Source organism: Echinicola soli, assembly GCF_006575665.1.
Taxonomy (GTDB): domain Bacteria; phylum Bacteroidota; class Bacteroidia; order Cytophagales; family Cyclobacteriaceae; genus Echinicola; species Echinicola soli.
Genome location: NZ_CP041253.1, coordinates 1,272,561 through 1,290,220, shown reverse-complemented (window position 1 = coordinate 1,290,220; position 17,660 = coordinate 1,272,561). Strand labels below are relative to the sequence as shown.

The window sequence follows — 17,660 nt, the reverse complement described above, 5'->3', positions numbered from 1 at the left end:
ATTTAAAATTCTACGGCAGGGGCATTTTCAGCTCCCTCGACAGCTTCAAAGTAGCCTTTTTTCTCAAACCCATACCACCCCGCAAAGATATTATTCGGGAATTGTCTCAAGTTGGAATTATACGCTTGGACAGATTGGTTAAAGTTTCTTCTGGCGACAGCTATCCGGTTTTCGGTACCTTCCAGCTGAGCCTGGAGATCCAGGAAGTTCTGGTTGGCCTTCAGGTCTGGATATCGCTCCACAGCCACGAGTAATCTGCTGAGGCTCCCGCCCAGTTGATCTTGTGCTTGTTGGAATTGGGCTACCTTTTCAGGGGTAAGCTCATTGGCATTGATATTGATCGAAGTGGCCTTGGCACGTGCGTTGATGACACCTTCCAGGGTTTCTTTCTCAAAATCGGCATAGCCTTTCACTGTATTGACCAAATTGGGGATAAGGTCTGCCCTTCGTTGGTATTGGGTTTCCACTTCAGCCCACTTGCCGTTGATGTCTTCTTCAGTCTGTACAAATTGGTTGTAGGTTCCTACCGCCTTGGTATAGACAAAAATACCCACTACCACCAAAATCAAAATTGGAATAATTGCTTTTTTCATGTGCTTATAATTGATATTTAACAGTATCTAGTTTGTGATATGACCAGCCGAAGGTAAAGGAAACTTATAAAATCTCCATATCATGTCCCTATTCATCCGGTCTGGAATATTCGAATTTAGGTATTCTCACGCAAAAGAATGGAAAGAGTTTAAAAAAATGCACTCCACACTCCGCAAAGCATCCTAATTTATTTATAAATATCTAAGGCAGTGGGAGGTTTTTCAGGAGCACCGAAAAGGTAGTTCCTTCGCCCTCAGAACTTTTTACTGAAATTTCACCGTCCAGTGAGCGGATTTGCTCTTTGATAAGATAAAGCCCAAGGCCTTTTCCCTCCACATGGTTATGAAATCGCTGATAGAGTCCAAAAATACGATCCCCATATTTCTCCAAGTCAATGCCGATGCCATTATCTGTGAAGGTAATCCTGCATTTATCACCTTCCTCTCTAGTCTTAATAATTATCTCGGGAATGCGGTCTGGATGACTGTACTTGATGGCATTGGTCATGAAGTTCAGCAAAAAATTCTCAAGGTGGCTATAGACGTAATTGATTTCTGCGGCCTCAAAATCCCTATGAATTTTTGCCTTTGCATCTTTCAGTTGTCTAAAGAGGCTCTTTTCAATATTATTGACGATGCTATCGAAGTTTATCCGATCGATTTTGATCAGCTTTTTCTTCTTAATAGAGACCACTTCGATGAGGTCCATCAGTGTGGTGTTTAAGATGGAAGTAGAATCCTTAAGACTGTCAAAGAGTACCTTATTTTCTTCATCGGACAGATTATCGGCATCGATAAGATCCAGCAGGGAAGTGATGTTCACGATCGGAGCCCGCAAATTATGCGAGACAATGTATGCAAAATGCTGTAGCTCTTCATTATGGCTGGACAGATCTCTAATGAGCTTTTCCCGCTCCACTTCTGCTATTTTATAGGCAGAGATATTCTGGGTAACGAGCAGTGCTCGGGTCACTTCACCCTCCTCATTTCTAAGCGGCACACCTATCTTTTTATAGTTTTCCCCATTATAGCTGATCTCATAGGTCACGGTCTTCCCCCCAAAAACCTCTTCCAGGTGCGCTTTTGCATGCGCAGCGACATCAGCCTCATATTTGGCAAGGTGGAAGGCTCCAATGAGATGTTTTGGATTGATCTGTAAATTGCGGTATTCACTCCCCTCTGTATAAATATATTTCAAGTCCCGATCGAGCACATCGATGGTACCTTTGGGAAAATTTTCAGCAATGCTTTGGTAAAGCTGCTGTGAAGCTATCAGCTCTTTCTCATAACGCATGCGCTGCAGCTCTGCCCCAGCCCGGTCCCCAAGGATCGAGATAATATTGATAAGGATATTTTGGTTTAGAATAGGGCTTCTGTCAGCCAAGACCAATATACCAAGCTTCTTTCCTGATTTATCCTTTATGCCCGTAGAGCAATATGATACCAATTGCTCATCTTGTAAAAATTTGTCTTTTGGATATTTTTTTGCCACCTGATTGGGCACAATCACCACATTGTCATCTTCGGTACCATTGATCGCATGATAGCAGGGGGTATTTAAAAGTGAATAGGAAAAATTATCTATAAGCTCTCCTGACTTTGCCACGGCAATACTTCGAATTGAGTTGGATTGAGAGACATACTCCCCCACCATACAAAAGGTAAAATTAAGCTTTTGGGACAGTAGTTTTACGAGTTGGTTAAAGAACTCCGCATCATTAAAATGGGCTGAAATGGTGGCCACTTCATTAAGTACGCGCTGGACAAAATCCTTTTCACTGATGTCCTCAAAAGCCGCTTGGTAAATGTCCTCATTTTCGAGCTTTCTCACCGTCAGGCCAACATAATATTTGCTATTATTCAAAAAGGAAATAAACGGCCCTTCATACCTTGCGAAACCCTTGTTAATCCCTTGTAAAAGTGTATCATAAATTGTGGAGTCCTTATAAATTTCGTGGATGCTCCTACCGATATACTTGCTCCTGTCAGTGATCTGGGTCTTTTGGAAAAGTGTTCTATTGGCTTTTAAAATGGTCCCTTGGCTATTATATTGAAAAATCACCAAAGGAATATAATCAAAGCCCGCGGTACTTTGGTCTTGGACACCCATAGCCTCCTCTTCGATCGATCTGTGGGAAGACATGTCCACGATGTTTCTTAAGCGGATTTGTGCGTCATCCCCTTCTCTTAACGGATACGATTTTGAATAAAGCCACCTGATTTCTTTATTGGGCAGCATCACCTGAAACACCATCGTAGATGCTTCAGAAGATTTCGTATTGCTTAAAAGTCTCCCTTCTTGCGGTATATCCACGGAGTAAAAACTATCTATAATCTCTCTGACATTCTTTTTAAAGTAGCCTGCATCCACGCCAAGGATCTCTTCTGTATCGCCACTCAAAAACCTAACCTCAACCTCTCCTTTGGCATTTTCACTGTACAAGTATACTAAGTCCGGCATACAATCAGCCAACTCTTTAAAGGTATGTTTTATCTTAACATCTTCCCCCTGTCGATACTCCCACTTGGATGCCAGCCTGATTTTGCCAAATATCCTTTCCTGTCCGGTTACAGCATCGAGATAGGGATAAATAGCTTCATACACAAAAACATAATGTCCCTGCCCGTGCCGTATTCGATACCACGCCCCGGTAGGTTTGGAAGGCTCCCTTTTGTCGATGGTCTTTCTTTTTCCTACATCTTCTGGATGGATAAGCGCATGCCAGCGGTCGACGGTAAACTCCTCCAATTCCTTCGAGTGATAACCCAAGATTTCTTCTGTATCCCCGGAAAGGGATATTTTGGATTGGTCACTTCCAAAGTCATAAAACAAGGTCCTGGGGCCAATTTGATGAAAATATTCAGACTTTAGTGGTATAAACTGGGGCTGACTCTCCAATCGTTTATCCTTAAGCTCCACAAAAAAGTAGAACCTGCCATTTTCAATGGGTGTTTTTACCAACTGTAGCTTCTTGGAAGCGTCCACTGGTAATGTTTTTTGATCCATGGAGGTGATAAACTGTTCAAAAGCCTCTCTACTCTCTCCCTTGTAGTGGCGCATGAGCATGCTTATAAAATCACTGTCACCATGGTATTGTGGTTTTGTATTATAAAGATTGCTGTAAAACCTCTGGGTTTCCATGTCCAGAATCCAGCCTGACAGGGAGGCATCGACATTTGGAACCGGTGAGACCATAATATTAAACAATGCCGAGTCAGATTCCTTAATGACATTGCCTTTTAACCTTACGCTGATAAATGTACCATCACTGAAAAAGAAAAAGGTACTTAGCGACCTCTCCATCAAAAAATACTGATAAATGTGCTCAAGAGCCGGATTTGGCATGCACAAAAAAGCTGCTGAAAAACTCTTCAAATCTGACTGATCAATGTACGGATCCAATGAACTGCTTTGATAAATACATTGATATTCCCCGAAGCTGAACCTCCTAAAGGTAAGCATGGAAGGTTCCATATTTCTTCTCTTCATCACCATCGACTATCTACAAGAAAAACAAGCTTTTTTTACTTTCATGAATAAAAAGATTCGCCCTTCAATCCCATTTAGGCTATTTTTGTTTTTCAATATTACGAAAAACTACTGTTTTATAACTGTTTTTCCAGTGTGATTTCTTTTTCCAGTTCCACCATTATTCCATTAATGTTTCTTCTAATGGTAAATAATATTTTCCTTTCTGTCTCAGAACGCAATAAATCATTGATTCCAGAAAGGTCCCAGTATTCTACGGGAAGTAAATTTATTGCCAGAATTTCATCCCCTGTTTTGAAATTTTTTCGAGAAGCAGGGGAATCTTCCTGAACACTGCTGACATAATAGCGCCTCTCCTCTACACTTGTCAGCCGTATTTTCAAGCCACTCATGTCATATTCAAAAGGTTTATGAAAGTCGGCAGCCTTTTTATACAGCATCCTTTCTCTGGGATAGTCTATGATCAGTGTCATTCTGGACAATATATCCGACCCCAAACTACCAAGTCTCCCAGATTCGATAATGATAGACGAAAACTCTGTTTCATCTGGATAAGAAGTGATGACTTTCCGAAAATTCAAATTACCCAAGCTGTATTTTTTTACCCTTCCTGCATATCCATAAAGATCACCTCCCAATGACCGACCGAGGTCTGTCTCGATATTTTCCGGAGGCAGGACGATCTCATCAGAAGTTTCCCGATTAAGCATCAAACCGTGGTTAGCCCCAGTGTCAATAAGTAATTTTCCATGAATCACCGCGCCACCGATCTGGTGGATGGTGCTTTTCACATACGGTTTATAGTTATTAAAGTCCAAGCCTATCTTTCTGTATCCAAACGGCCGCCAATTCAACCGATCCTGCCGATAAAAGGTGATGATGTCCGTGTCATAGTTGATTCTGACTGGATTATATTTAAAAAACTCATAGCCGATAATGCCATGGATCGGCAGGCCAATTACCCGTTCCAATTCCAAAAAGTCTTCCTCCAGTACCAGTATTGCCTGCACCTTACCTTCCACAGGGCCTACATCGAAATAATTATTTGGAGACACCAATGCCGTCAGCACGGTCTTGCCGTCTGCGCCCATGAGGTTAAGGGTCCTCGTATAGTAAAGCCCTATCTCATCACCAATGGACTTGCTAAATAGAATATTTGACTTTACCCCTGTGTCCAACAAAAAATTCAAGGTTGGTCCACCATTGATCGATAGCGGGACGATAACCAGGTTATTGTAATTGAGAAAAGGGATGTTGACCCGCTTTTGGTCTTCTTTTAAATAAAACCCCGGCACCTGTGCCCAAAGTGATGAGCTAATAAAAAAATTGGCTGTAAAAAAAAGAATAAAGAGTCTTGTCAGGGTCATACATAACTAATTTAGCATTATAGCTTTAAAATAAAAACATGGCCAAGTAATCGAGAAACGATTTTGGGTTGATTCAGGATGCTGACTTGCTAAAGTGTGAAAAAAACTTGCCAAAAATTCACCAAAGCTAATTTAGACTGAAAGCAAATTAGCATTATTAAACCTCTGTGGATCGACTCAGTTTGACATAATTAAAAAAATGCACCATCTTTATTTCTTAGTAAAGAAAAAACTATGGCAGAAAAGTCAATCTTAGATAAAGCAAAGAAAATTTTTGAAAATTTCTTGTTGAGACAGGGAAGTAGGAAGACACCTGAGCGGTTTTCGGTGATCGATGAACTCTACGCCCTACCGCAAGATGAGCATATTGATGTAGAAGGACTTTTTTTACTGATGAGAAATAAAGGTTATTCTATCAGTCGTGCCACAATCTACAATACGCTTGACCTGCTAGTGGAATGTGGGCTAGCCGTCAAGCACCAATTTAAAGACAAAGTAGCCTTATACGAACAAGCACTTACGTACAAGCACCATGACCATCATGTCTGTAACCAGTGCCGCAAAATCCGCGAATTTTCTGACGAACGGATAAACCTGATCAAGGAAACCATGGGCAAAGAACTTTCCTCTGCTATCACCAGCCACTCCTTGGTACTGTATGGTGACTGCCAAATCCCCAATTGCAAAAATCTAAAACTGGTTTAGGCTCCCTTTTTTCTTTTCCTAAGCTTGACTTGACCTTAATACCGAGCAAGTAATATTTCTGGGGGCAAATAAATTTCAATATGCTTTTCTAAAATTCCTTTTCCCTGTTGATTATGGGAAAAATGCTCTACTGGCGTGAATCGGATTTTAGCGTAAATTTGTGTGCATTGATCAGGTATTCAACGCTAAAACCTATATCGGTTTGCTAGACTGCTTACCATAGGTGTTGCCCATGACTAGGAATATAATGCCATTTCAAACCTTGATTTTTTCGTTCTTTTTATCGTTAAAGGAGAACAACAAAATGTTTCTATATGATTTACTATGGGTAAACTGAACGCTAGCGGGCTATGGAGATCGAAGAATTTCTGTTACCAAGCTAATGCTCCTGACGGAACATCCCTGCTGACACTTCTGTCGGTAAAATAGTGAGGAGGGAGTCCTGGCCAATGCCGCTGGGCATTTATAAAATCAGGTTGCCTCCAGTGGGCTTTGTGCCGTAGGAACAAAACTATTCCCTAATCTATCCGCACAAGTGGGACAGTCCCGTAGATAATTTACCCACAGTATTCCAAATAGATCCAACAAAATTAAATGCTCAATCCGTACCAACACATATAAATTCAGCACTCAAAGTAAATCATATAGAACCCAAGTAATATATCTAGGTCCGCTATTGGCGATATAAATATTTTATTCTGATTTTCGAAAAATCTTTCACTTTTTTAAGAGGTCAAAGGAACATGTATTGGAACAAAAAATCGCCCTATACTGACAGAAAAAAGCTCCAAAAATTAAGACCAATATTTATCCACAATTATCCACACTTATCCACACACTCTCCTTCGACACCCATAAACATCTTGTTTTCAGCTATTTATGTGATTATTATGAAAATCTAATTTGTGGATAAAACGCTGTAAATGAATTTTATACGGTTTTGCCCGATGTGGGTAACCGTGGATAAGATGTGAAACAGAATATAATTTTATGCTATTCCTTCTGCTGCCTGATCAGGCGTGTCCGATAGGCATTAAAGATACGTGATTTACTAATAAAGCCGAGGTACATCCCATTATCTACTACGGGCAGGTTCCAAGCCCCAGAACGTTCAAATTTATCCATTACTTCCCGCATACTTTCAGAGGGCTGGATCGTGTCAGGCGGACTGTGCATCAGTTGCCGGATCTGTACTTCGTTTTGTTTCTCACGATCAAACATAATATCTCGAATATCATCCAAGGTAATGATCCCATTCAGGGTGCCCTTCTCATCGACCACAGGGAAGATATTACGGTTAGAGAGTTTGACCAATCCACAAAGGTCCTTAAGCACTGCATCTGGATGAATGGGCAGTAAGTCCTTTTCCATGATCCTTCGAATATCGATCAGGCCAAGCACTTGTTCATCTTTGGTTTCGGGGATGTGCTTCCCTTGTTCCAATAACTGGTTTTTGTATAAGGAATTTTTATCAAAATAATTCGTAGTGGCCAGTGAAATGGCCGAAACGAGCATAAGCGGTACAAAAAGCTCATAGCCACCGGTAACTTCAGCGATCAAGAATATCGCCGAAAGCGGGGCATGCTGCACACCACTCATCACTCCGCACATCGCCACCAACGTAAAGTGGGCCACCGGAATGGGGATATAAATCCCAAAGAAGTTATTGGCAAAAGCAAAAAGGAATCCAGTGATTCCCCCCACATACAGGGATGGAGCGAAAATACCACCACTACCGCCGCTTCCGATGGTCAATGCCGCTGCGATCGGCTTCGCGAAAATGATCATTAAGAGATAAAACAATATAAAGTAGGTATTGTTGATCTCGGAGAAGAATGGGCTTCTGTTCAGCAATACCGCTGGATCTCCCAAAATTAGTGAGTTCAGCGTACTATACCCTTCACCGTAAATAGGAGGAAAAAAGAAGATGATAAGTCCGAGCACTGCCCCGCCAATCAGCATCTTCAGCCAGGGATTGTGCTGCTTCTCCAATAAATTTTCTGTCCTCAATACCGCTTTTATAAAATAAACCGATACCAATCCAGTCACCACGCCCAGCAGCAAATAATATGGAGTATGCGCCGCTATAAATTCTCCAGATAGGTTAAAGGAGAAAATAGGATCATTTCCGATAAGTACCATGGTGGTCAGCGACCCCAGCACAGAAGCGATCAACAAGGGAATAAAGGCTGCTGTATTTACCTCCATCAGGATTACTTCTATCGCAAAAATCACCCCGCCAATGGGCGAACCAAATATGGCCGATATTCCTCCTGCGGCACCGCAACCGATAAGGATATTCCGCTTTTTGGCGTTTAGGTGCATCAGAAGGCCAGAGTTAGAGCCAATCGCCGAGCCAGTCACCACGATCGGTGCTTCCAAACCGACCGATCCTCCCAGTCCCACAGTGAGACAAGAAGTAAACACCCGGCTGTACATTTTTACCCTGGGGATAAGGCTATTCTTTTTGGAAATATTATAAAGTATCTCTGGAATGCCATGACCACCGTAGTCCTTGACGATATATTTACCCACCACATAGGTAAGAAAAATACCAATCAGGGGATAAAGAATAAAAAAGAAATTGGCATACTCTATCTGAAAACCCTCGATCAACCAATGCTGAATGGAATGGACAGAAACCTTTAGAATCACCGAAGCCAATCCCGTAAGAATACCGATGACACCACTAAGAATCAGCATAAAATTCTTAGTACTTATATGCTTGAGCCGCCAGATTAAAAATCGGGTTATGATATCTTTTGCCAAAACGGAACGAAGTTGATAATCAATTTATTCGGATTCATTAAAGGTTATTTGGCTAGTTTCTGATAATCAAAGCCAAAAGTAAAAATTTATTGCTATCCCTCTTAAAATAATGCTATAAATCTGAGACTTTATTGCTCTTTGGCTTCATTCCAATAAACATCCATTTCATTCAAGGTCATATCACCCAGGCTTTTTCCCGCTTCCTTTGCTGCATTCTCCAAATACTGAAAGCGGTGAATGAACTTCCTATTGGTCTTTTCCAGTGCTTCTTCAGGATTGATGTCCACAAACCGAGCGTAGTTGATCAGGGAAAACAATAAATCACCAAATTCTCCAGTTGCCTTTTCTTTATCGATTTGACCAGGTGCCGCTGCATCAAACTCCTCCTTGAACTCCTGCATTTCCTCTTCCACTTTTTCCCATACCTGGGTCTTTTCTTCCCAGTCAAAGCCCACTCCTCTGGCCTTCTCCTGAATTCGCATGGCCTTGATCAGTGCAGGCAGTGATCTCGGGACACCACCAAGAACACTCTTATTGCCTTTTTCCTTGAGCTTGATCTTTTCCCAGTTTTGCTTCACTGCCTCATCATCATTGGCTTCCGTATCCCCATAAATATGCGGATGGCGGCGGATCAGTTTATCACACAAGCCATCGATCACCGTGGCGATGTCAAAAGCCTCCTTTTCGGCACCAATCTTGGCATAAAAGACGATATGAAGCAATATATCCCCAAGCTCTTTTTTTACTTCTTCCAGATCCTCATCGAGGATGGCATCTGAGAGCTCAAAAGTCTCTTCGATGGTCAGGTGGCGCAGGCTTTCAATGGTTTGTTTGCGATCCCAAGGGCACTTTTCCCTCAGCTCATCCATGATGGTCAACAGCCTGTCAAATGCTTCTAGTTGTTGTGATCGGGAAGAGTTTTTGGACATAGGGCTTGGGAAACTATTTGGATTGTGTGGACGTTTTCAAAGTATTACGTAAATTTGAACAAATTAATTGGATATGGCAACTCTATATTTGACTTTGGGATTCCTGGCACTGTTTTTCATTCTGATGTCCGTGAGGCTGATTTTCCTCAAAAACGGGCAGTTTAAGGGAACTTGTGCTTCTCAAAACCCATACCTTAACAAGGAGGGTGGTTCATGCAGCTATTGCGGAAAGTCAATGGATGAAGGTGAGGCATGTGGCAACCCAGATTCGGAAGTCAACAAAGTAATGGAAAGATTTAAATAATCACCAAAAGTTTCTGCTTGTAGTGTCAAGCGGGATTTTTTCTTATAGTTTATAACTAAACGCTATCAAAGTGGCATTAATTAAGTCTATTTCCGGTATTCGCGGGACTATCGGAGGAAAATCAGGAGAAGGACTGACTCCTGTTGACATTGTAAAATTCACCTCCGCTTACGGAGCATGGATCCTAGAAAAAACCAACAACCCTCGAATCGTCCTCGGCAGAGATGCGAGAATTTCTGGTGACATGGTTTCCAGATTGGTCACTGCTACGCTGCAGGGATTGGGCATTCATGTCATCGACTTGGGGCTTAGCACTACTCCTACAGTGGAATTTGCCGTGCCTTTGGAAAAAGCCGGGGGGGGAATTATCCTTACCGCCAGCCATAATCCCATCCAATGGAACGCCCTGAAGCTACTCAATGACAAAGGCGAGTTTATCTCTGATCAAGATGGAAAAGAGGTCCTCGATAAGGCAGAAAAGGAAGATTTTGAGTTTGCAGGTGTAAAAAACCTTGGCGCATATACCTTGGTCGAAGACTATATCGACCGGCATATTGACCATGTACTGAGCCTTGATTTAGTGGATAAGGAGGCTATTGCTGCCCGTAACTTCAGCGTGGTGATCGACTGTGTTAACTCCACTGGAGGCATCGCTCTTCCAAAACTCCTGAAAGCCCTGGGTGTGGATCAAGTGGAACAAATGTACTGTGAGCCAGATGGACACTTTCCACACAATCCTGAGCCATTGCCTGAAAACCTCAGGGACATTTCCAGTAAATTGAAAAACGGGAAATTTGACCTGGGCATCGTAGTGGATCCGGACGTGGACAGGCTGGCCTTCCTGACTGAGGACGGTTCGGCATTTGGAGAAGAATATACCTTGGTGGCCATCGCTGATTATGTGCTATCGCAATCTTCCGGAAACACGGTGTCCAACCTCAGCTCCACTCGGGCACTCAGAGACGTAACCGAAAAATATAAAGGCACTTATACCGCTGCCGCAGTAGGTGAAGTCAATGTGGTCAATAAAATGAAAGAAACCAATGCCATCATCGGTGGTGAAGGCAATGGCGGAGTCATCTACCCTGCATCCCATTACGGCCGTGATGCCCTGGTGGGCATCGGACTCTTCTTGACGCATCTGGCCAAATTCGGAAAGACTGCCAACAGACTTCGGGCAAGCTATCCAAACTATTACATCTCGAAGAATAAGATAGAGCTGACCCCTGATATCGACGTGGATGCCATCTTGGACGAAATCAGCAGGAAGTACAGCAAACAACCCATCAATGACATTGATGGTATCAAAATAGAATTTGAAAAAGAGTGGGTCCACTTAAGGAAATCCAATACGGAACCGATCATCAGGATTTACTCCGAATCTGAAACTAAAGCAACAGCAGAGCACTTGGCCAACAAGCTCATTCTGGATATCAAAGAAGTGATCTCTGCAAGCAAATAAGCAGGTTTAACCCGGTTTTAATACCGTTTAGATAAGAGCAGACAGTGACAAAGCTGTCATCTCGCCATGGCGAGGGAATCTCTCTCATTCAACACATAATGATTGAAAGAGCCTGTCCCGATCTGTCGGGATCAGGATAGCCTGGTTAACTAAAACGGCAATGAATGCGGATTTAACTTATTATAGTGCATAGCCGTAGGCTATCAATAATCATCGTACCCAAGTATTTAGAGATAATGAACATTTATTTAGATAATGCAGCCACTACAGCACTGGATGAAAAGGTACTGGAAACCATGTTGCCTTATATGAAAGGCCATTATGGCAATCCCTCCTCTGTCCACTCCCACGGCAGAGAAGTGCGGACAGCAATCGAGCGTTCAAGAAAAAAAGTAGCTGAATTGCTGAACACCACTCCCGGTGAAATATTCTTCACTTCCGGTGGCACTGAAGCGGACAATACCGCATTGGTGTGCGGCATCGAAACGTACGGGATAAAAGATGTGCTGACCTCACCGGTCGAGCACCATGCTGTGCTCCATACCTTGGAAGAATGTGAAAAGCGTGGCCATATCAAACTGCACTTTGCCCAAATCGACAAACACGGCCAAATCGACATGGACCACCTATACGATTGGATCCAGGCACATCCCAGTTCACTTGTTTCTATCATGCACGCCAATAATGAAATTGGCAATATCAATGATATCAAGGCCATTGGCCAGCAATGCAAGGAGCATGGTGTGTTTTTCCACTCCGACACCGTGCAGACCATGGGGCACTACGTACATGATCTGAAGGAACTCCCCATAGATGCAGTGGTAGCCGGTGGACACAAATTCCACGGCCCTAAAGGTTCAGGTTTTTTGTATTTGAACAAGAAAAATAAGATCAGGCCGTTTATATATGGAGGGGCACAGGAAAGAAGCATGCGAGGCGGAACCGAAAATGTTTATGGCATTGTAGGAATTGCAAAAGCGCTGGAGCTTGCTTATGAAGATATGGAGGGGCACAAGCAGCACGTAAAGCAGCTTAAAAAAAGCCTTATCGATCAACTAAAGGAAGGGATCCCGGGCGTGGAGTTCAATGGGCTCTCTGCTGATCTGGACCGCAGCTTATACACCGTACTCAATGTCAGCCTTCCTCCTTCCGAAGAAAACAGCGGTATGCTGCTCTTTAACCTGGACTTAAATGGTATTTCCGCTTCTGGAGGCTCTGCCTGTAGCAGCGGTGCCACTGTAGGTTCCCATGTGCTGCGCGCACTCAATGCCCAGCCCGAAAGAGACTCCGTTAGGTTTTCGTTCAGTCGTTTTAATACACAGGAAGAAATCGATTATACCGTAGAGAAATTAAAAGAACTTTATGGCGTAACTGCCTAATGAGTAAAGAGTGAAACAGTAAATCTAGCCGACCATTTTGGTCGGCTTTTTTTGTGATCAGCGGAAAAGTTGATAGCTTCTATTGTCGTGGCCACAAAGGCGCCAAGACACATAAAGCCCTGATTGTATCTTGGAAACAGAAGAAACACTTGGGGGATATACAATCGATGTGGAATTGAGTTAAAGACTCAAGGCTCCACGTTCCCCAGCACAGCTATCGGAGCAACAAGCATCTTAGTGACTTGGTGGCTTCCATTATTTTGGATCCAGCAGAAAAGCTGGAAGCTACAAATGAAATTAAATGTGGAACCTTTAAAACCACCAACAGGAAATTTTGGCCTTTGGGAAGCCCATTCACTTACGTAAAAATACTATAATCATAAAGTAGCCAACAAATTAACCTAAAAGTAGGTGATACCAATTTGCCCCAATGATAGAAATCTACAAATTATGTGGTTTTATAGCGGAAATTTATTGAAATTATTTAACTATCTTCTACAAATATTTGTCTTTCATTACCCACTAAATCACCCTTGTTATGAATGCATATGACATTATTATTCGCCAAGCTGAAATGAAAGATATGATCAAAGTTCAGCAGCTATACGTGGAAACGATCCAAAGTTCCTGTAAAAACGATTATTCGGAAGAGCAGATTGCTGCGTGGATATCTTCTGTGATCAATGAGGAGCGATGGAAGCAAGCCTTAAAAGAGGAGTTTTTTTTGGTGGCAGAATACGATGCAAAAATCGTTGGTTTTGGTGCATTGAAGGATGATAATTACATTGACTTTATGTATGTCCAGTATGACTACCAGCGGCTAGGCTTAGCAGAACGATTACTTAAAGCACTAGAAAATAAAGCCAAGGAAAATAAAGCAGGGCTTATTATCGCCGATGCCAGTAAAACAGCCATACCCTTTTTTGAGAAAATGGGTTTTAGCATGGTTCAGGAAAATATAAAAGTAGTCAATGGTTTGGAGCTCATTAATTACCGCGTGGAAAAAGCATTTTTGGAATAATCATCTCATCGCTCAAGACCTTTAGAAGTCCATGGAAGAAATAAGAAAACTCTTCGAAGCACAGGTCTCGCTGACCGATGGTGATTGGTCCCTCTTTTCACAAAAGTTAACTAAAAGGCAATTTCCAGCCAAAACCCACGTCATTTCGGCAGGTGTAAGAGAAGATTACCTTTCATTTATCCAAAAGGGCGTAGTGAGATATTATATCCCTGGGGAAGAAGAACTGACCTTTGGTTTTTCTTTTGCGGGGGAATTCATGAGTGCTTATGATGCTTTTTTGACACGGGCAAAGAGTGGATATACCATAGAGACACTGAGTGAAACCACCCTCTGGAGCATCAGTCATGCCGATTTGCAGGCAGTTTATCAGCTCTCAGATGTGGGAGAAAGAATAGGAAGACATGCTGCAGAAGGTCTATTCCTAAAGAAAGCCAAAAGGGAACTGGCCCTCCTGAAAGAATCCGCTGAAGAGCGATACCTTAATCTTTTTTCGGATCGCCCGGAGCTTATCCATAAAATACCACTGAAGTACATTGCCAGCTATATCGGCATTACTCCACAAGCCCTTAGCCGCATCCGCAGACGGATATCGTTGTGATCTCTATTCATTCACCGGTACCTTTTCTATCAGGTAATTGGTCAATAGTGTGTAAAGGTGGCGGCGTGTATTCATTCCTTCATAAATCCCATGCGAACGGTTCGGATATGCCATCATATCAAATTGCTTGTTATGCCGGATAAGTTCATTGACCAAGAGTTCCTGACTTTGGTAGTGAACATTGTCATCATTGGTGCCGTGGACCAAAAGCAGGTTTCCTTCCAGACCCTTGGCATGTGAAATCGGCGAGCCTTCGATAAAGTCTTCCACATTTTCCTGTGGAAGGCCCATATAGCGTTCCTGATAAATATTATCATAGATCAGCTGCAAGGAAACACCGGCCACTGCCATACCTGTTTGGTAAATATCCGGATACTTGAAAAGTAGGTTTTGGGTCATGGAGCCACCACCACTCCATCCCCAAACTGCCACACGGTCGGGATCCACAAAAGAAAATTTCCGGAAAACTTCTTTGGCTGCCAAAGCTTGATCTTGGGCATTTATCCGTCCTATCTTACGATAGATACTTTTGCGCCATTCACTACCCTTGAGGCAAGGCGTGCCACGATTGTCCATATCGATGATGATATAGCCTTTTTGTGCCAGCATGATGTTCCAGAGACCGATGAAGTTATCCGTGGCTACTGCTCCCCAAGGTTCTCCATAGACATGAAAAAGCACAGGATATTGATCTTCTGGATCAAAATCCACTGGCTTGATCATCCTTCCGTCGATCTTGACACCCTCCTCTGTAGTGACTTGGAAAAATTCCACCTTTGGAAGCGAAAGGTCATTCAACTGCTGTTTATAGCTATTATTATCCACCAATGAGCGGATCGTTTTATGATCTGGCAGGCTGACTAAAGTGTAGGTGGTAGGCGCTAGGGCCTCATCGTGCTGTTGGATGGCAAATTTGCCATTGGGAGCACAGTTGTAGATATTGATCCCTGTCTCCGTCTGGGGAGTGACCTGCTGCACTTTTCCCTTCATATTGGCCTGGTATAGATAGCGTTGCGCTGTGTTTGCAGGGGAAGCATGGAAATAGATGGCCTTATCCGTTACTCCGGCGATGGAGGCAACATCAAATTCGGTAGGCGTCAACAGCTTTTTTTCCCCAGTCGCGATATCCACCTTGTAGGCATGTCTCCAGCCATCATTTTCTGTCATGCGCAAAAAGGCCTTGTTATCATCCACAAGCTTCAGGTCATTTTCTTCCCAGCCTCCAGCCGAAACATCCGGATAGTAAATATCCACCCACGTATCCTCTGTTTCTATATAGAGCTGTTCCAGCTCTTCTGTGCCAAGGTCATATTTCCAGACTGTAAGTTTATTTTGGAGGCGATTCAATTGCTGGATAAGGAGCGTTTCTGCATCTACCCATTGCATGCCGGGAAGGTAATTTTGGTTAGCAGTGCCGGGAACAGGCACCCAGTGAATATTTTCTCCGTTTAGGTCAGCGATGCCTACTTTTACAGCAGAAGGATCCTGGCCTACTTTGGGATATTGGAGCGGAATGGGTTTCGAATAAATGGAATCGATATTGTCAATCATATAAAACGTTCCAACACCGGAAATGTCAAAATTCCAGAAGGCCAAATGCTGGCTGGAAGGACTCCAGCGAAAACCGTCCCTTGCTCCAAACTCCTCCTCGTATGCCCAGTCAAAGGTCCCATTGATAATGGACTCATTTTCGCGTTTGGTGAGCTGCCTGACCACTCCAGTGGCAATCTCCTCCACATATAAATTAAAATCCTGTACGTAGGCTACTTGCGACTGGTCGGCGGAGAATTTGGCAAACATCAGTGAAGAGGCAGGAAATGCGCTGCCCAGCTGGCTAAGCTCGCCTGTTCCCAGATCATATACCCAATAATCCCCTTTGGTATTGGCACGCCAAACGCGCGAGCTATTGGTGAATATCAGCAGCTTGGTCCTGTCGGGTGAAAAAGTGAAACGTTCGACCCCAATGGATGCTCCCTTCTCATTTGGTACCAGCTGGCTTCCTGTTACCAAAATGCTTTTTTTACCTGAAGAAGTTTGGTACTTCACGATTTGAGGCTTGCCGTCCTCCGTGTTTTCGACCACAGCATAGGCTTCTCCATTTTCTATCCACTGGTAAGCGGTCATGCCTTCTTGCCGAAATTCCCCAGCATATATCCTGTCTATGTCAAGTTGGGATTCTTGGGCGTAGCACAGGTGGCCAAGTAGGAAAATTGCACTACAATAGGCGATGTAGGTTAACTTCTTCATTACTGTATTTTACTTCATCATATAATAGAATGGCTTCAATTTCTTCGAAAAGAAATGAAGATCAACGCTAAAAATAAGCATTATCAGGTAATTCCCCCTTTGTTCTTGAATTTGGATTGCCATTGGTTAATAGCGTATTATAAATGGTCAATTTTGTGGCAATTTAGGCTTGAAATCTACCTTTTACTTGTTACTACCATTATATGTACCCAAAAAAACGTTGACACCTTTTGGCATGGGGTTTCCTGCGGCTCTTCTAAGCGTGGCGACCTGCCCACTGTGCCAAAGGGCATCCGCCAAAGGGCCATTGATCAATATCCAAAACGGGTAATCTCCACGGACGGTTATCGCCTTCAGCTCGTCATCGTCCATACTCAGTAATTGGTCATAGACCGTCTTCAGCAGGTATAAGCTTATTTCCCGTGCTTTCATAGGGCTGAGCCTTTCCTTTTTGGCATACGGTTTTTCCATGACCGAATTATGAATCACCATGCTCAAACCATAGATGTGGAGCATTGTTTCACCTATGGTTCTGGCATCTTCCGATGCGCGGAAATCCATGTTTTCATCTTCCAATCCCTGGGTGGCATAACGGTACCTGAAGCCCAGGCTTTCGACCATTCTGGCAGCGACAGTTGCCGAGGTCATTTCTTGCGGGTAAGTGCTGATATCTGCAAAAGGCAGGTCTCGTGATACTTGGGCACTGGCAAAATGCATATGGGAAAGAAATGCAAGTAGGCAACTGATGTAAACTGGTTTCATGGCTTATTTTGGTATGGTAAAAATTGATCAATAT

General features: G+C 43.1%; 13 protein-coding genes. 6 read left to right on the top strand and 7 right to left on the bottom strand.

Annotated elements, in window-relative coordinates; all coding sequences use genetic code 11:
* Window positions 1-2 precede the first annotated feature (2 nt).
* From FKX85_RS05400 to FKX85_RS05390, 3 genes are all read right to left on the bottom strand, one after another.
* Entirely contained in the window at window positions 3-593 is a 591-nt protein-coding gene (locus FKX85_RS05400; protein ID WP_141613754.1) for a LemA family protein, read from the bottom strand.
* Between the two features lie 202 nt (window positions 594-795).
* A complete protein-coding gene (locus FKX85_RS05395) occupies window positions 796-4,083 on the bottom strand; it encodes an ATP-binding protein (RefSeq protein WP_168196218.1) in 3,288 nt (1,095 codons plus the stop codon).
* 116 nt (window positions 4,084-4,199) lie between these two features.
* Complete coding sequence (locus FKX85_RS05390; protein ID WP_141613752.1) at window positions 4,200-5,450, bottom strand: aspartyl protease family protein; 1,251 nt, start codon at window positions 5,448-5,450, stop codon at window positions 4,200-4,202.
* Window positions 5,451-5,684: 234 nt separating this feature from the next.
* Here FKX85_RS05390 and FKX85_RS05385 point away from each other — a divergent pair, with 234 nt between their 5' ends.
* Window positions 5,685-6,155 (top strand): Fur family transcriptional regulator, encoded by a 471-nt coding sequence (locus FKX85_RS05385; RefSeq protein WP_141613751.1) that lies wholly within the window; start codon window positions 5,685-5,687, stop codon window positions 6,153-6,155.
* Window positions 6,156-7,148: 993 nt separating this feature from the next.
* On the opposite strand, the gene FKX85_RS05380 is transcribed toward FKX85_RS05385, so the two are convergent.
* Both FKX85_RS05380 and mazG read right to left on the bottom strand, forming a co-directional pair.
* A complete protein-coding gene (locus FKX85_RS05380) occupies window positions 7,149-8,924 on the bottom strand; it encodes a chloride channel protein (protein WP_141613750.1) in 1,776 nt (591 codons plus the stop codon).
* Between the two features lie 128 nt (window positions 8,925-9,052).
* Window positions 9,053-9,853 (bottom strand): nucleoside triphosphate pyrophosphohydrolase, encoded by an 801-nt coding sequence (gene mazG / locus FKX85_RS05375; RefSeq protein WP_141613749.1) that lies wholly within the window; start codon window positions 9,851-9,853, stop codon window positions 9,053-9,055.
* A 73-nt stretch (window positions 9,854-9,926) separates the two neighbouring features.
* On the opposite strand from mazG, the gene FKX85_RS05370 reads away from it, so the two are divergent.
* From FKX85_RS05370 to FKX85_RS05350, 5 genes are all read left to right on the top strand, one after another.
* Window positions 9,927-10,157 (top strand): hypothetical protein, encoded by a 231-nt coding sequence (locus FKX85_RS05370; RefSeq protein WP_141613748.1) that lies wholly within the window; start codon window positions 9,927-9,929, stop codon window positions 10,155-10,157.
* Window positions 10,158-10,227: 70 nt separating this feature from the next.
* Window positions 10,228-11,619 (top strand): phosphoglucosamine mutase, encoded by a 1,392-nt coding sequence (gene glmM / locus FKX85_RS05365; protein ID WP_141613747.1) that lies wholly within the window; start codon window positions 10,228-10,230, stop codon window positions 11,617-11,619.
* Between the two features lie 236 nt (window positions 11,620-11,855).
* Window positions 11,856-12,998 carry a cysteine desulfurase family protein gene (locus FKX85_RS05360; RefSeq protein ID WP_141613746.1) on the top strand — a complete coding sequence of 381 codons (1,143 nt, stop codon included), beginning with the start codon at window positions 11,856-11,858 and terminating at the stop codon, window positions 12,996-12,998.
* A gap of 538 nt (window positions 12,999-13,536) precedes the next feature.
* The gene (locus tag FKX85_RS05355; RefSeq protein ID WP_141613745.1) at window positions 13,537-14,019 is read left to right on the top strand and encodes a GNAT family N-acetyltransferase; all 483 of its coding nucleotides are present in this window, start codon (window positions 13,537-13,539) and stop codon (window positions 14,017-14,019) included.
* A 31-nt stretch (window positions 14,020-14,050) separates the two neighbouring features.
* Window positions 14,051-14,617 (top strand): Crp/Fnr family transcriptional regulator, encoded by a 567-nt coding sequence (locus FKX85_RS05350; protein ID WP_141613744.1) that lies wholly within the window; start codon window positions 14,051-14,053, stop codon window positions 14,615-14,617.
* A 3-nt stretch (window positions 14,618-14,620) separates the two neighbouring features.
* Here FKX85_RS05350 and FKX85_RS05345 read toward each other — a convergent pair whose 3' ends face one another.
* The gene (locus FKX85_RS05345) at window positions 14,621-16,864 is read right to left on the bottom strand and encodes a S9 family peptidase (protein ID WP_141613743.1); all 2,244 of its coding nucleotides are present in this window, start codon (window positions 16,862-16,864) and stop codon (window positions 14,621-14,623) included.
* 183 nt (window positions 16,865-17,047) lie between these two features.
* Window positions 17,048-17,626, bottom strand: coding sequence for a hypothetical protein (locus FKX85_RS05340; RefSeq protein ID WP_141613742.1), 579 nt, complete (start codon window positions 17,624-17,626; stop codon window positions 17,048-17,050).
* Window positions 17,627-17,660: the final 34 nt, after the last annotated feature.

What these genes read in the sequence shown, in the direction of transcription:
- FKX85_RS05395 (WP_168196218.1), bottom strand. Translation starts at nt 4,083, where the DNA reads ATGAAGAGAAGAAATATGGAACCTTCCATGCTTACCTTTAGGAGGTTC.
- FKX85_RS05355 (WP_141613745.1), top strand. Translation starts at nt 13,537, where the DNA reads ATGAATGCATATGACATTATTATTCGCCAAGCTGAAATGAAAGATATG.
- FKX85_RS05390 (WP_141613752.1), bottom strand. Translation starts at nt 5,450, where the DNA reads ATGACCCTGACAAGACTCTTTATTCTTTTTTTTACAGCCAATTTTTTT.
- FKX85_RS05370 (WP_141613748.1), top strand. Translation starts at nt 9,927, where the DNA reads ATGGCAACTCTATATTTGACTTTGGGATTCCTGGCACTGTTTTTCATT.
- FKX85_RS05360 (WP_141613746.1), top strand. Translation starts at nt 11,856, where the DNA reads ATGAACATTTATTTAGATAATGCAGCCACTACAGCACTGGATGAAAAG.
- mazG (WP_141613749.1), bottom strand. Translation starts at nt 9,853, where the DNA reads ATGTCCAAAAACTCTTCCCGATCACAACAACTAGAAGCATTTGACAGG.
- FKX85_RS05400 (WP_141613754.1), bottom strand. Translation starts at nt 593, where the DNA reads ATGAAAAAAGCAATTATTCCAATTTTGATTTTGGTGGTAGTGGGTATT.
- FKX85_RS05340 (WP_141613742.1), bottom strand. Translation starts at nt 17,626, where the DNA reads ATGAAACCAGTTTACATCAGTTGCCTACTTGCATTTCTTTCCCATATG.
- FKX85_RS05385 (WP_141613751.1), top strand. Translation starts at nt 5,685, where the DNA reads ATGGCAGAAAAGTCAATCTTAGATAAAGCAAAGAAAATTTTTGAAAAT.
- FKX85_RS05350 (WP_141613744.1), top strand. Translation starts at nt 14,051, where the DNA reads ATGGAAGAAATAAGAAAACTCTTCGAAGCACAGGTCTCGCTGACCGAT.
- FKX85_RS05345 (WP_141613743.1), bottom strand. Translation starts at nt 16,864, where the DNA reads ATGAAGAAGTTAACCTACATCGCCTATTGTAGTGCAATTTTCCTACTT.